Raw genomic sequence first — 15,106 nt, forward strand, 5'->3', positions numbered from 1 at the left:
TTATAAACGGAATTAACGTTAGTTTTTCTTTATATAAAAAATTGTATTAGAAAAAAAATCATACTTGCTTCTCATTTAGAATATCTTCCATTATAGTTAACGGTTTACCGTCCTTTTCAATCTCTACCTTAGCAGGAATTATCTCTTTATAGCTTTTTGCACTTTCTGCAATTCTTTCCTCAAAGGAAGGTATTAAGTCATTTTGATAGAATATTCCTATAGGTATTTTTTCTCCCCACTCCATAGATTTTAGAATTCCACTAGCCATTTTAGCGTCCTTCTCTTCGGGCTTTCTTACTATTGGATCCCAGCCTTGTACAGTATCTAACTTGTAAACTCTCTTATCTAGAAACTCTTTTGTCATTATATCGTTATATGTAGGACATGGCTGAAGAACATCTATAAAGCTTAATCCTTGCCTAGAGAATGCAGTTTTCATTAGATCCTTAAGATGTTTTACATCATATGCATATCCTCTAGCAACGAACGTATACCCTGCAGATATTGCCAAAGCTATAGGATTTATATCATCATTAATATTAGGTTTAGGTAACGATTTAGTCTTTAACCCTCTTCTAAGAGTAGGCGAAGCTTGACCTTTAGTTAAACCATAAACTCCATTATCATGAACTATTACAGTTAGGCTAACGTTTCTCCTTCCTATACTAACGAAATGTCCTACTCCTATACCTAGTTGATCTCCGTCTCCAGCGTTTACTATTACTTTTAATGAAGGATTAGAAAGTTTTACTCCTGTGGCAAAAGTTAATGCTCTTCCATGAAGTGTGTGAATCCCAGTAATTGGATATCTAAAGAAATGAGGCGTTTTCCCTGAGCATCCAATTCCTGAAACTATTACTACGTTCTTAGTATCTAAACCAAGTTCAGTTATTGCCAACTGCTCAGCGTTTAGTATTCCAAAATTACCGCAGCCTGGGCACCAATCGTTCCATTCTGGTTTCCAATTATGCTCCACCATTTAATATCACCTCCTTCTTTCCTTTAATAGCCGCCAAAATTCCTTCTTTTACTTCGTCTCTTGCCATTGGCCTACCGTTCCATTTAAGTATATAGTTAGTGGGCTCTAAACCAGTTTTTTCTTTTATAACTTGAGCTGCTTGAGCTTCGTAGTTTCCTTCTATATCTATAATTATTTCTTTTCCAGAGAATAACTTAGTTATAAGGTTCTTAGGGAATGGATTGAACATTCTTAACTCTATCATTTGTACGTCTATTCCTTCATTCTTCAGATCTTCAATTGCGTCCAAAACAGCACCCTTTGGAGAACCCCACGTTACTATAGCAATTTTTGAATCTTCTCCGAAAATTTTGACTCTCTCCTCTTCAGGAATTTCTTTGTCCGCAGTTTCTAGTTTCTTCATTCTTTTCTCATACATCTTTACTCTGTTTTCTGGGTCTTCCGATATGTGCCCCATTTCATTATGTTCGTCTCCAGTATAGAACATAAACCCATCACCTAAGAAAGCTCTGGGTGATATTCCATCATCAGTAAATGAGAATCTATTGTAATTCTGAGATGCAGGAACTATCTTCCCTCTGTCAATTCTTAATTTATCCATCTCTAACTCATCAACGTCTATTATAGAGTATGCATTAGCTAACGCTTTTTCTACTAAATGAACTACTGGAGTCTGATATCTTTCAGCCAAATTGAACGCCCATACTGCATCTTGGAATGCTTCTACGTGATCGCCGGAAGCTATCACTATTCTAGGGAATTCTCCATGTCCAGCATTTAATGCAAATTTAAGATCTGCTTGAGACGTTCTGGTCGGTTGACCAGTTGATGGACCGCCTCTCATATAGAAAGTGACAACAACTGGTGCTTCATTCATTCCAGCCCAACCTATTCCTTCAGCCATTAATGAAAATCCTGGTCCCGAAGTAGCTGTTGCTGCTCTTACCCCAGTTAATGCTGCGCCTGATGCCATATTTATTGCAGCTAATTCGTCTTCTGATTGAACAACAACTATGGCTCTCTTTCTCTTATCCCCAGTTTTTGGATCAATATATAGGACTTCTTGGTGCGCCTCAATGTAAGTACTTTCATCACTAGCTGGTGTTATTGGATAATAACTTTGAAATTCTAATCCTCCATAGATTTTTCCCATAGCTACTGCTGTATTTCCGTCAACTTGAATTCTCTTTTTGGAAAGAGGATGAGCCTCAAGCTTAAACTCTGGAACTATGTCTTTTGTTGCAACATCTACTGCTATAGAATTTAATTTCACAAAAGTGTCCTGTTTAAATGTTCTCTTTATAGAGTTTAGAAGATATTCCTTTGGTAAACCTAAAAGCGCGTAAGATACAGCTATTGCTGCAGTATTTTTAACTCTTTCCGCTACAGAAAGAGGAACCTTTAGTTGAGAAGAAACATCTTTCATGATCCCGTCGTAATCTACTTCTATAAGTTTTAAGTTCCTATCTTTAGCATATTTAAGCACGCCATCAATGTTTTTCTCATAACCTTCAGCTTCAAGTAAATGTGAAATTCTGGAAGATACTTCTGGTTCCATACTTTGAACTTTGTCTATTGATGTTCCTTTTACACCTTTATTGTATATAATTATTTTAGTTACATCACTAAAGTGTTGAAATAATGTTTCAGCATCAAACGAAGCTAATATATCAACTTTATTGGATATGCTTCTAACTCTTTTGTCGCTTATTGTTAAGTTAAAATAACTATGCCTACCCTTAATGTTAGAATAATATTCTCTATTTCCATAAATATAATACCCAGCGGATGCCAAGGCATTGCCAAAAATATTAGCCGATGTATCTACGCCAGCACCTTGTGCTCCACCTATCATCCATGAAATTTTCATAGCTATCAATCTATAATGGTGAATCCTAATATTTAAAATAATCCTAGAAATAAACGAAAGTTTATTATAAAAGTTTAAACATCCAACACTACAATAGTGAAAAAATTAACTTTTATAATTATAGAATATTTATATTAATTAAAATAAATAAGAAAATCAAAAAGCGAATTTAAAGTTGAATAACAAAGATGAAAATCTCGTACCCTCCAGACCCAAAATCACTTCCTTATGTTAACACACTCTTTGCATTTTCTAGCATCTTTTTAACTTTTTCGATATTTACTATGATTTTGTCAACGTTCAATTTACCTTCATGGAATCCCCAAACATGTAAGACGTAAGCCGCATTCCATCCATCTACAATCCAATCACCTAGTTTCTTTGACAAATCGTTAGTGGTACTTACAAGGAGGTACGTGTACCATCTGCCTTCAACATTAGCTTGTTTATATTCTTCAGTTTTAAATTTCTCAGCTAAAGCTTTCACAATTTCTTCTGCTACCTTGTAAGTCTTCTCTGAAGCTCGAATAGGATCGCCTTTCTTTAAGTAATCGTAAGCTTCAGCCATATATTTTTCTGCAATTTCTAACCTTAATCTAATTCCTTCTTGCGGATCTTCCTTAGATATTTCTCTAATTAATAAATCTTCTACGTCAATGCCCTTCTCTCTAGCCTTTTTTATTAGCTCTTCCATAAGTGAATTGAAGTGAGATTAAGTTTATAAGTTAAAGCTAGTAGCGCTTTTTAGGAGATTTCTCTAACTTAAATATTTTTATTCTATTGCATAATTGAATAAATCTTATCCATTCTAGGCGAATATATTTTAGGCTTCACTGTAAATTATTTAACATCTATTCTCTTATATTAAATAATTTTTAACGTTACGTAATACTACAAAGAATTTTAGGAGAAAAGTCTAACCGTACAATCTTATCACTTCTAACTCTTCCAAGGACATTCTTTATATATGATATGTTGGTTAATGAAAAAATCAATTTTTCACTTTATACTTCCACGGTAATTCATGCAACAATAGCTAACGCTAACAACAACGGATATTACGAGAAAACATGAATTGAAAAACAAAATAAGCCCTAGACTTATTAAGGCTAAGAATTAGAACCTTTCTTAGACCTTAAAGTACAAGGTTACATAATAGGATAATAATTTGCAATCAGCTATATTAAATAGTTTTCTTGGCTTTTAGAGTCTAAGGAAGTATAAGAAAATAAAAAATAATTATAGCGTTATTTCTTTCTTCCTAGTACTTTAAATAATGAACTTTCGGAATAGGAAAGTTTGCTCTCAGTATACTTTTTCCAAAGTCTATTGAGAACAGGTTTTCCTGCTAACTGTTCTAAAGTCCATTCTTTTGCAAATTCACCATTCCATATTTTTTCAGCTTCTTCTTCGCTTATTTTCTTTAACATATCATAATATTTTTCAGCTCTAGTAAATTGTCCATATTGACTTGTAGTAGAATGAAACTTCATTTGCTCGAATATTCCTACATCTGCCATTGCCCTAGCAATTTCGGCGAGTTCACCAGAAGCGTAAAGCTCAAGTATTGCAGCTTCTGGAGACGCTCCGTATTTCTCTGTAACTACATCAAAATAAGCCTTAATTGCAGACACTAAAATTGGTGCCCAAGTATGCTCACTTAATAAATCAAGTAAAGCCTCCTCTTCAAATGATGACATTACTGCAACTCCTCCAGGCTTACCTATTGCACCTACTGCAGTAGCTAAAGACTTAGCGTAATCCCAGGCTTTTCCTGAATAATCATTAGAAACTCCTAATAGTACTGGATATCCTTTGTCTTCTTTATGTAGTAGAACTATCCCTTCACCTATCATCCTAGGAGCAACCATTATAACGTCAGTAGTAGATGGTGGTTTTATAAAACCAAAAGCTACGTTATATCCTGAAGCAAAATCTAGGATAAATCCTTCTTTTTTCATAATTATTCCTTCTACACTTTTATAAACCTCAGGAGCTATTTCATCTGGAATTAGCATTAATGCAACGTCTGCTCTTTCAAAAGCTTCTGGAATTTCATAGACTTTGAAACCGTCCTTTTCTGCTTTCTTGTAGTATTCATCCTTTATATTTCCTATAATTACATTTAATCCATTATCTCGCATTATGCTTGCTTGAGCAAAACCTTGATTTCCATATCCTATAACTGCTATATTTTTACCTTTAAGTAGAGAAAAATCTCCTTCAAGAATTAGTTTTCCCATAAAATAAAATAGAGAAAATGATTTAAAAAAGAGGTATCCTATCTTGTAAGGTTATATTTCGCCATAAAAGTCTCTTGTTACTTCCTCTAATGTAATTTTATCTAGATATCGCTTCTAGTGGAGTCCCTGGTTTTATGTTTTTCCCTGTCATAAATATTATAATACTAATTAGAAATCCAATAGCTCCAATTATAATTATATCTCCTGTAATTCCTATTAATCCAATTAACGTTCCATAAATCAACGATGTGATGCCCCAACCTAATTGACCTACCGCAGCAGATAAAACATTAACTGTGCCACGTATTCTAGTAGGTACTGTTTCATTTATATAGTTAATAACATTTGCAAAATTCCCATTTATCCAGAAAGAAGCAAATGAGTACGAAAGTAACAACTGAATAAATATTGGAGGCGATAGTGCAAACCAGATTATTCCTATAAGTGCCAGTAACGTACCAATAGTTCCCCCATATTTTCTTCCTATTAATTCACTTATTGCACCTGCTGTTACATATCCTGGTATAGTTATAAATGAACCTATACTAATTATTGTTCCAGTCTCTACTACAGATAGGTGCAATAGTTCCTCCATATAATACGCTGCCAAAAGAACTAGCGGAACTTGTCCGGCTAGATACAGTGTGTATAATAGGATTGACCTTAAAGTCAGTTTTCTTACGTCTCTCTCGAAAGCTTGCCTATATGGACTTTTCTTTACTTTACTAATATCAGTTATAATTCCCGTTTTTTCATCTATGTTCCCTTTTCTAGCTTTTTTTATTTCTTCGAATCTATCCGATTCTTTTATCCATCTTCTTGCTATAACAATAAGAATCATTGGAATTATTGCCACTAGCCAGATATATGTAAAGCCTAAAGGTTTATATAAAGTAGCAGCTATTAGTCCTGCTATTGCTACACCAAAAGGCCAACCAGATTGTACGAAAGAGTATATTAGTGCCCGCCAACGAGCTGGCATCTCTTCTGTTATTAAGCTAGCTGCAGTAGGTTGTTCATTTTGAGCAAGTGCTTGAGCTCCAACTCTAGTTAAAATAAGCGGAATAAGCCCAGCATAAGTAGCTATTCCAGTTACTCCTGTTAATATGCTTGTGATAAGTAAGGATATTTGATAATAGAGTTTTCTTCCTACTATATCTAAAAAATATCCCGACAAGAATACTCCAATAGCAAGCCCAAATTGAATAGAAGATAGCATTAACCCTACTTGAAAAGAAGTTAATTTTAAGATATTACTTACTGGTCCTAAAAGAAGGCTAAACATATTCCATTCATAAACTACCATTGTCCAGCCTAGCCATGCTGTGATAACAAGAAATATTTTATATTTTACGCTTTTGTTTTTTTGAATTTCCTTTTCTACTTCTAGTACTTTACTATTATCCATTATTTTTTCATTACTGCTTTTCTCCACCATTAAGAGGTTTTTTACTTAAACTATTTAAAAAATAGTTATCTTACAAGTTCGGAGTCCTTTGCCTAGCAACTGATTTATATCAAAAAATCTAATGTGAAATAGATTAATTTTTAGGAGATCAATATTATTAAAATATAATAACCCAAGGTTTAATGCCTAAATAAAAAGTTGCTGTGATGTTAAGTCGATAATGATAGCTATAATTCACAAATACTTCATTATTAAACTTTTAATAGTTATAAAACTCGATTGTCTATTATATTAAGTACATTACTTATGAAGATATTTCTAAGATTATGTTAGTGTTACCTATATAGGCAACTTTAGTTGACATTATGCTTAAAGTTCGACAGAAAGATTTATTACTGAACGCCAGTAAGTTTTTATTTTACTATTTCTCATCTTCCATAATATCTTAATGAATAAGAAGTTTATGAAATTAATACAGAGTAAGAGAAAAACTTTATCGAAACTATCTTGATAATTTATTTCAGATATCTTAATACTAATTATTGAAGTACTTCAATAATTAGTATTAAGTGCTAATTCTATTAGTTTCGTGAAGCAGTATTAGAGATTCGTATATTATTAATGATGAATACAATATTATTTATATTATAACAGATTCTTTATAGGTTCCTTACAAGTATGGACATATTAATAATAGACTTCTCTTTGAATAACTTATTAGCATGTCTGAGCGCTCTAATTCGAATAATGAATCGAATCCCAATAAATCTTCTAGATCTAGACGATATATCATTTATTTAACAATAATAGCACTAGCTGGTTGGAGTATGGCATCATTTGATTTCAATCTATTTACATTAACTCTTCCACTTACATCTAAGGCGTTAAACTTTACTGTGGCCGAAGCAGGAGCTATTTCTGGAATAATATACCTAGGGCAATTTATATCAGTTCTAGTATTTGGACCTTTAATGGATAGATTAGGTAGAAAGGTAATGTTCCAATTAACTCTATTATTTTCTGCAATATTTACTGGCTTCACTGCATTTGTACAGAATTATATACAATTTATTACCTTAAGATTTATTTCGGACGGTAGTGCATTTGCAGAATTGCCTACTGGGCTAACGCTTATAACAGAAGAATCAAAACCAAAAGTAAGAGGAATCTTATACGGATTCGTTCAAGGTGGGTGGCCCTTAGGGGTTTTCTTAGCCTCAGCTATATACTTGATTCTGGTATCGTCTATTGGTTGGAGAGGATTATATTTAGTAGGAGTACTTCCATTAGTTCTTATTTTGATAGGTAGAAGATGGGTAAAAGAAACAGATAGGTTTAATGATCTAAAAAAGGCGCTAAAAGGCGAAGAGCAAACTACACGATTTAAGACCAATCTTCAAAAGGCTAAAGAATTTCCATTTAAACAGTTATTTACTGATAAAAGTATTAGACGACAACTTATTGCGGTTAACTCAGCGTGGATGTTATATACATTTTCCTTCGTTACTACTAATGTAGTTATAACGTTAATTTTTACTTCCTATTATCACTTAACTGCGTCTCAAGCAGCCTCAATTTTATTACTTTCTTCAGCCATAGGATATTTTGCATATCCTATAGCAGGTTGGTATGGACAGAAAATAGGTAGAAGAAATGCATGGGCGTTAAGTAGCATAATTATGCCGCTATTAGCTGCGGTTTTTCTACTTACTGCAAGACCTGGAGACTATTTGTCAGTACTTATACCATATATTCCGCTATATTTCTTTAGTAATGGTACGTTTGCATCGCCTGGCTTTATGTATGTGTCCGAAAGTTTCCCAACGAGAATAAGGGGGACTGCAACTGGATTTACAATGGCATTAATAGCTGCTTCGTATGCTATAGGCGGATTTTTATTTTATGGTGTTCTCACTTTAACTCAAAGTATATATTTGACATGGATAGCACTAGCTATCATACTACCTATAGGTGCATTAAGCATATTAATAGGAAAGAACATACCGCCTAGTGCAGAACTAGAAGAAATATCGTGGTAAAAATGTCTTTTAGGGAATTTTTACACAATAATTTAATTAAAACTAAAATTTTTGATTTAACTCATTTAATATATCATAATATGCCTGTATATCCGACGTCTCCTATAATTTCCATAAATCAAATAAACAGTGTTGCTAAAGATAAATTTTCTTCTAGAGAGATTAAAATGATTACGCATCATGGTACTCATTTTGACGCTCCTAGCCATATGTTAGATCAAGGGAAAAGTGTTGATCAAATAAATCCAAGTATGTTTATTCAAAGATGTGCAATACTGAACTTAAGTTTCCTTAAACCTAAAGAGGAGATTATTTCCAAATATCTCTTACAATTTAAAGATATTATAAGCAGAAATGAGGCAATCTTACTTTATACTGGATGGAGCAAAAAAAGAGGTATAAACTCAGAATATCTTTTTCAATGGCCATATCTAGATATAGAAGGTGCAACGTATTTAGTGTCGTTTAAGAATCTTAAGATAATAGGAACTGACGGATTAAGTATTGCAGGATATGGGAATAGCGCAAATATAATAGATACACATAAAATATTACTTGAAAAAGATATTCTAATAGTAGAAGAGTTAAATTTCAATAATATTTCTACGATTCTTGATCCAGTAAACTATTTAGAAGGAGTTTTTATAGGGCTACCCATGTTAATTAAAGAAGCAGACGGTGCTCCAGCAAGAGTTTTATTTATATTAGAATAAATTTTTTCTATAACTTCTCTCCGTATTTAACAATATTTTCTGGATCATAAGCCGGAATAATTATTCTGCATTCTTCTTGGAGATAATCATATGCTCTTATACATTCATAAATATCTTCTGCTATTCCTATAGGTGTCTTAGTTTCCAGATTTTTAGAAACGAAAGCTGCATCTGTTATACAAATTTTATTATCAAGAATTATAGACATCGAGCTTCGATGATGACATCCAGTCCATTTCAGGAATATATCGCCTATTTTTTGATCATCAGTTAAAACTATTCTATTCCATGCTTCCTCAAAAAGATATTCTCTAACATATTTAGGTAAGTATACGTCTCTATTTAGGAAAGGCGAAGGAGAAGGGTTCACTACATCTTCAAACCAGCCTCTCCTAGAAAAAATCAATTTAGCTTTTTTAAAAAGATCTATATTACCTATAGTATAATCTTGAACTGGTGTGATTATTATTTGAGAAATATCGTCTGGTGTTAAATTAATTTTCTTCAAATGATTTTCAATTTTTTCTTCATCCTTTACACTAAATTTACATCTATCGCTTCCTGCCCATTCTCTCAAGAATTTATTTCTCAATGTGAGATCTCTAGCAAGACCAGTATTTATGAGAGTATAATTGTCTTCACTTTCTACCAAGAAAGAATAGAATGATAGTCTTATCCAAGAATTAAATTCCTTCATCCAAAAAACTTCAGCTCCTGGTACTTCTCCATGCTCACCTACTTTAAACATATAAACTTGTTTAATCATATTGGGAACCTTTCTTTCTAACAAATAAAAACCGTACCATACATGTAAGGATAAAACTATCAATAATCGATAAGAACATATTTTTATCAGATTTTTGTCTTTAAGGTAGAAATTAATCAATTCAATATTTATTCCATTTCTTTACTCTTTTTATCAGTTCTTCCACCTTGAAATCTTCAGTTAAAAATATTTATTCCAGTTTTCTTATGTTTAAAACATTCTTTTTTAAGACATAATCCAAATAGCTTATTTTATTCATGTATAACAATCTTGTTATGGAAGAAGTTCATAAAAATTTTTATAAAGAGATCGAAAAACAAGGAGACTTTATTATATCTCTATATAAAGAATTTATACCCATAAAAGCGTTAGGACCAGAGAACGGAGGCGAAGGTGAATACGAGAGAGCTAAGAAACTTAAGGAAATAATGATGAAATATTTTGATGACGTAAAAGAAATTGATGTTGAAGACGATAGAGTACCCTCAAAGATAAGACCTAATTTAATAGGAACAATAAAGGGAGAGAAAGAAAATACTTTATGGATAATAGCTCACATGGATACTGTACCAGAGGGTGATAGAAGCCTCTGGAAATACGATCCATTCAAAGTTAATGTTGAAGGAGATTACATTTACGGTAGGGGAGTTGAGGACGATGGTCAAGCAATAGTATTAGGAATAGCTTTAGCTAAATTGCTTAAAGAAATGAAAATTAAACCTAAAATGAATTTATCTTTATTAGTTTCTGCAGACGAGGAAACTGGAAGTAAGTACGGAGTGTCTTATTTAGCTAAAAATTATCAACTCTTTAAATCAGAAGACATAATATTAATTCCAGATGCAGGAAATTCAGAAGGATCAATGATAGAGGTTGCAGAAAAGAGCATTCTATGGTTAAGATTTACAGTAATAGGAAAGCAGGCCCATGCTAGCACTCCTGAAAAGGGAATTAATGCTCACTTCCTTGCAATGCTATTGGGAATTAATCTATATAATGAACTCCATGATAAATATAATTCTAAAAATGAGTTATTTGACCCTCCAGTTTCTACATTTGAGATAACTAAAGTTGAGAAGAACGTAGAGAACATTAATACTATACCAGGTAAACATACCTTTTACATGGACTGCAGAATTTTGCCTAAGTACAACATTGATGAAGTTATGAATACTATCAATGAGGTTGTAAAAACGTTTGAAGAGAAAAATAATTGTGAAGTTAAAGTTGAAATAGTAAATAGAGAGGACACTACAAGACCCACAGATGAAAATTCCGAAACAGTAAAGAAATTAAAAGAAGCAATAAAGGCAGTAAAAGGTGTAGATGCTAAGGTATTAGGAATAGGAGGAGGTACTTACGCTAAATACTTAAGATCGTTAGATCTAAATCCAGTAGTTTGGATGACTTGTGATGAAACTGCCCATTCTCCAAATGAATACGTTAGATTGAGTTACATTATTTCAGATTTGAAAACGATAGCGTATATGCTATTGTAGAAATCCTATATTTTTTATATTTTATTAAACAATTCTTTTTAACAAAAAGTTCAATGTAAAGAATATCCTTTTAGGTTAATTGAATAAAATCATTACTGAGATTCGCTATTTCTTTTTCACTAGATGAAAGCGTTTGACACAAAGTCTTTCTATATTTAAAATTCTAATTATCCTATGAATGCATTGGATTTATTAATTCCAATAATTTCACTCTCAGTAGGAATTATTCCATTATTTTTTGTAAAAAGAAATTTCTATTTGTTAATTTTAGCTTTAGGAGCGTATTTCGTGGCTATATTCTCAAAGCAAATAATACAATTATCTTTTTTAGGGTTTTTCCTTACACCTTCATTACCTACATATTTAGCTTACGGTCTACAAACAGCTATACTCGAAACAGGTTTTGCTTATCTTTTTCTTCACTTCAAAAAGAACTTACCTAAAGATATTTCTTACGGTTTTTCATATGGAGTATATCTAGCATTTTTCGAAAACGCTATATTATTAGGTATTCTATATTTACCGTTATATATCAATAATACGTTTGGTTTTCCTAGCAATTTACCTTTAGATACCATTGCATTATCTTATCTATTACCTCATTTTCTTGATAGGGTAAGTTCTCTAATATTTCATACTTATATAGGATTTATGTCGTTTTTAGCTATAAGTACTAAGAAGATAACATATTTCCTATTAGCTATGCCTTTTGGAATGATAGATTCACTAACTGCATGGTGGGATCTTAACCACAAACCAATTTCGTACTTAGAGTTTGCTATCATAATTTTCATAATTAATATTATATCAATATTTATAATGCTATATGCTAAAAATGCGCAAAACAGAGTGTGAGTCCAATTAGTATTAATCATGTTTTTCATGAATTGATTTCCCATATAAGACTAAAAAATGGAAATTATAGTTTTTCAAATTCAGAATATTATGGTATTATTACTTGTCTACCTAAAACTTCACCTTTTTCAAGATCATTTAATGCATAATTAATTTCATCTAATTTTCTTTTTATGATGTAAGGTTTTATGAGTTCTCTTTCAGTTAAATTAACTATTTCTCCTAGTTCATTCATAGTACCATAATTACTCCCTATTAGTTGATATTCCCAAACTACCGAATCAAAAGTAGGTATTCTTAGATTCTTTCCTTCCATTCCTACCTCAATTATTGTGCCTCCACTTTCAAGATTTTTAGAAATGTTTAATGTAGATTCTTCGTTTCCAACAAAATCTATAGCTACAGAAGCTCCATTACCATTAGTTATCTTATCTATTATGCTTTTTAATTCTTCAGGTTTGCTAGGTATTGCTCCTAATTTTTCTATAAGATCGAGTTTTTGCTCTGATCTTGCAACAGCTATTACATTAACATATGGAGCCAAAATCTTAAGTTCTTGCAGTGCATAAATACCTAATCCACCGAAACCATAAAGAATAACAGTAGAGTCAGCACCAAGAAACCTTAGAGACTTCTTAACTGCAGAATACGAAGTTAACCCTGCATCCGCTAAAGGTGCCGCTATTACGGGATCAATATTAATCTTATAAAGAAATTTAAAGCTAGGTACATACATGAATTCTGAAAATCCTCCAAAATAGAACGACTGACCTGGTACAGTCTGATTTCTACATAACATGTATTTTCCTTCTCTGCAATATTTACAAGTTTGATCTCCCCATACTGCGTAAACTATTACCTTATCTCCCTTTTTCAAACCCTTAACTTCTTCTCCTACTTCAACAACAGTTCCAGCGTTTTCATGACCTAATACAAAAGGTAAATTTAAACCAGGTCTAGGTTCTGTTCCTTTCCATATCCTCAAATCAGTTCTGCACATTCCTGCACCTTCTACTTTTATTATTACTCCTTCACCTTTAGCCTCCTGAAGTTTAATATTACCTATTTCAAGAGGCTTACCAAACTCTTTCAAAATAGCTGCTCTACTTTCCATATAGAAAACACTCTAAATATCTTTTTAAGATAATAACCAAACAGGGAAGATCCTATCTTTAATATTTGGAAAGATTTTTGACAAGAGTCATTGTGACGAAAGATGATATTTACTCATTATCAAGAAAATGCTTTACTTATTAAATGCTCTGATGGACAATATTTTCTACTATCTTTCTTAACTATCCAAGACGAATCAATTAATTGATTTAGATAATTATAGATTTCAGAGTCACTAATTTCTATGCCCGTACTTGCCTCTAATGCTCTTTTTATTTCGCTCCAGCTAGCACAGTTAACCAATGTTTTCATGATGGTTAAGTACCTATCTCTCGCTATAGCTCTGATTTTAAGAAAATTATTAAATTCTTCCCTTATTAATCCAATAGCACTATTTATTGTTTTAGTCAACGCTTCATTTAAATCTCTTTTTTGAGAGTAATAATATCCGAAATATGTAAGCCACCCTGGAATTCCTCCTAAATTTTCATAAACTACATCGAAATCGTTAAAAATAATGTTTAATTCCTTAAAACCTAATTTTAGAAACTCCACACTCTTCTCCTTATTAAAAGGATTTAACTCGATCTCATTCATAGCCCTTCCATAGAGAGGAGACCTGGGATTATCCTTCCCCAGATATCTGTACAATAAACCCATTTTTGAACCACTCAATATTATTTTAATTTTCTTTAAATTATCAAAAGAATAAGCAAATGTTGGCAATAAGTTAGCTCCCCTTAGATTTAGTAATTCTTGCGCTTCATCAATAGTTAATATAGCCTTATTTTCCGTCCAATCGTTTAGAGATTCTAATAAGAAAGAAATGTTAACTCTCTCATTACCTCCCCATTTTAGTCTAATCTCGTTTCCCATAACCTTTACTCCTTCTATTCGCTTAAGGAAGTCAATTATATTTGGAAATCTCTTGATCAATCTATTTATCTCTTTTTGTATTTCTAAAATCAAATCTTTATAAGATATATAGCCTATTTCTTCAAACTTCCTTAAGTCTATATAAATATAAGGAAGGTTGAGTTCATTTAGCGTTATATGAATTACTGAAGACTTACCTGTCCTCCTAAGTCCTAGAACTAAAGTTATAGGTGAGGATAAGGACTTAATCTTATCTATCTCCTCCTCTCTATCAAAGAAATCCTTTCTAGATTCTTTAGGTTCTGGATCAAAAATCAACTTCTACCCCCAGAAGTAACTTCTACCCCCAGAAGTTAATAAGCTATGCTAGTTTTTATAATGACAAAATTATTTTAATGCGATAGAGAATTCCATAAGCTTAAATTAGTAGTTCTTAAATTCTTGTCAATTCTTATCTGAAATCATAATAACAAGCTACCAGCTCATAGATTTACCAAAATTAAAAATATTTAAGATACTAGTTAGAGTAGAGGATGAGGTTTATTTATCTGAACAAGGGGTTCAAAGGGGGCGGAAGACTCCACCATGCGGTAGACCCAAAATCTGATTAGTAAAAATAATTTTTATCTATTATTAGTAATTTATGGGAATTTAATGAAAATAAATAATTAATTATATGATAATTTTTATAAATTTCAAAGTACCATATTAGATTTTTTATATTTCTACAAAGATAGAGCGAGGA

The 15,106-nt window shown here is 32.1% G+C and carries 12 protein-coding genes; 4 read left to right on the plus strand and 8 right to left on the minus strand.

The features are described 5' to 3' along the window. Positions 1-58: 58 nt before the first annotated feature. The 5 genes from DFR85_RS28375 to DFR85_RS28395 form a co-directional block, all read right to left on the minus strand. The gene (locus DFR85_RS28375) at positions 59-979 is read right to left on the minus strand and encodes a 2-oxoacid:ferredoxin oxidoreductase subunit beta (RefSeq protein ID WP_110271179.1); all 921 of its coding nucleotides are present in this window, start codon (positions 977-979) and stop codon (positions 59-61) included. Beyond that, the gene (locus tag DFR85_RS28380) at positions 966-2,849 is read right to left on the minus strand and encodes a 2-oxoacid:ferredoxin oxidoreductase subunit alpha (protein ID WP_110271180.1); all 1,884 of its coding nucleotides are present in this window, start codon (positions 2,847-2,849) and stop codon (positions 966-968) included. The genes DFR85_RS28375 and DFR85_RS28380 overlap by 14 nt, the downstream gene beginning before the upstream one ends. 226 nt (positions 2,850-3,075) lie before the next feature. Beyond that, the gene (locus tag DFR85_RS28385; RefSeq protein WP_110271181.1) at positions 3,076-3,543 is read right to left on the minus strand and encodes a PaREP1 family protein; all 468 of its coding nucleotides are present in this window, start codon (positions 3,541-3,543) and stop codon (positions 3,076-3,078) included. A gap of 553 nt (positions 3,544-4,096) precedes the next feature. Next, positions 4,097-5,092 (minus strand): NAD(P)-dependent oxidoreductase, encoded by a 996-nt coding sequence (locus tag DFR85_RS28390; RefSeq protein WP_110271182.1) that lies wholly within the window; start codon positions 5,090-5,092, stop codon positions 4,097-4,099. 97 nt (positions 5,093-5,189) lie between these two features. Next, positions 5,190-6,530 carry an MFS transporter gene (locus DFR85_RS28395; protein ID WP_110271183.1) on the minus strand — a complete coding sequence of 447 codons (1,341 nt, stop codon included), beginning with the start codon at positions 6,528-6,530 and terminating at the stop codon, positions 5,190-5,192. 692 nt (positions 6,531-7,222) lie between these two features. Here DFR85_RS28395 and DFR85_RS28400 point away from each other — a divergent pair. Beyond that, positions 7,223-8,539, plus strand: a complete 1,317-nt coding sequence (locus DFR85_RS28400; protein ID WP_110271184.1) for an MFS transporter — start codon at positions 7,223-7,225, stop codon at positions 8,537-8,539. 2 nt (positions 8,540-8,541) lie between these two features. Further along, positions 8,542-9,252, plus strand: coding sequence for a cyclase family protein (locus DFR85_RS28405; RefSeq protein WP_110271185.1), 711 nt, complete (start codon positions 8,542-8,544; stop codon positions 9,250-9,252). Positions 9,253-9,259: 7 nt separating this feature from the next. On the opposite strand, the gene DFR85_RS28410 is transcribed toward DFR85_RS28405, so the two are convergent. After that, positions 9,260-10,018: an MBL fold metallo-hydrolase gene (locus DFR85_RS28410; protein WP_110271186.1), complete on the minus strand. Its 759-nt coding sequence runs from the start codon at positions 10,016-10,018 to the stop codon at positions 9,260-9,262. A 275-nt stretch (positions 10,019-10,293) separates the two neighbouring features. Between DFR85_RS28410 and DFR85_RS28415 the strand changes: the two genes are divergently transcribed. Beyond that, complete coding sequence (locus DFR85_RS28415) at positions 10,294-11,517, plus strand: M20 family metallo-hydrolase (RefSeq protein WP_110271187.1); 1,224 nt, start codon at positions 10,294-10,296, stop codon at positions 11,515-11,517. Between the two features lie 174 nt (positions 11,518-11,691). Next, entirely contained in the window at positions 11,692-12,372 is a 681-nt protein-coding gene (locus DFR85_RS28420) for a hypothetical protein (protein ID WP_110271188.1), read from the plus strand. Positions 12,373-12,460: 88 nt separating this feature from the next. On the opposite strand, the gene DFR85_RS28425 is transcribed toward DFR85_RS28420, so the two are convergent. Both DFR85_RS28425 and DFR85_RS28430 read right to left on the minus strand, forming a co-directional pair. Further along, complete coding sequence (locus DFR85_RS28425; protein ID WP_168367211.1) at positions 12,461-13,486, minus strand: NAD(P)-dependent alcohol dehydrogenase; 1,026 nt, start codon at positions 13,484-13,486, stop codon at positions 12,461-12,463. Between the two features lie 119 nt (positions 13,487-13,605). Next, positions 13,606-14,679 carry an AAA family ATPase gene (locus DFR85_RS28430; RefSeq protein ID WP_110271189.1) on the minus strand — a complete coding sequence of 358 codons (1,074 nt, stop codon included), beginning with the start codon at positions 14,677-14,679 and terminating at the stop codon, positions 13,606-13,608. Between the last annotated feature and the right edge of the window lie 427 nt (positions 14,680-15,106).

The sequence above is a fragment of the Acidianus brierleyi genome (assembly GCF_003201835.2).
In the GTDB taxonomy this organism is placed as follows: Archaea; Thermoproteota; Thermoprotei_A; order Sulfolobales; family Sulfolobaceae; genus Aramenus; species Aramenus brierleyi.

What these genes read in the sequence shown, in the direction of transcription:
- DFR85_RS28375 (WP_110271179.1), bottom strand. Translation starts at nt 979, where the DNA reads ATGGTGGAGCATAATTGGAAACCAGAATGGAACGATTGGTGCCCAGGC.
- DFR85_RS28380 (WP_110271180.1), bottom strand. Translation starts at nt 2,849, where the DNA reads ATGAAAATTTCATGGATGATAGGTGGAGCACAAGGTGCTGGCGTAGAT.
- DFR85_RS28385 (WP_110271181.1), bottom strand. Translation starts at nt 3,543, where the DNA reads ATGGAAGAGCTAATAAAAAAGGCTAGAGAGAAGGGCATTGACGTAGAA.
- DFR85_RS28390 (WP_110271182.1), bottom strand. Translation starts at nt 5,092, where the DNA reads ATGGGAAAACTAATTCTTGAAGGAGATTTTTCTCTACTTAAAGGTAAA.
- DFR85_RS28395 (WP_110271183.1), bottom strand. Translation starts at nt 6,530, where the DNA reads ATGGTGGAGAAAAGCAGTAATGAAAAAATAATGGATAATAGTAAAGTA.
- DFR85_RS28400 (WP_110271184.1), top strand. Translation starts at nt 7,223, where the DNA reads ATGTCTGAGCGCTCTAATTCGAATAATGAATCGAATCCCAATAAATCT.
- DFR85_RS28405 (WP_110271185.1), top strand. Translation starts at nt 8,542, where the DNA reads ATGTCTTTTAGGGAATTTTTACACAATAATTTAATTAAAACTAAAATT.
- DFR85_RS28410 (WP_110271186.1), bottom strand. Translation starts at nt 10,018, where the DNA reads ATGATTAAACAAGTTTATATGTTTAAAGTAGGTGAGCATGGAGAAGTA.
- DFR85_RS28415 (WP_110271187.1), top strand. Translation starts at nt 10,294, where the DNA reads ATGGAAGAAGTTCATAAAAATTTTTATAAAGAGATCGAAAAACAAGGA.
- DFR85_RS28420 (WP_110271188.1), top strand. Translation starts at nt 11,692, where the DNA reads ATGAATGCATTGGATTTATTAATTCCAATAATTTCACTCTCAGTAGGA.
- DFR85_RS28425 (WP_168367211.1), bottom strand. Translation starts at nt 13,486, where the DNA reads ATGGAAAGTAGAGCAGCTATTTTGAAAGAGTTTGGTAAGCCTCTTGAA.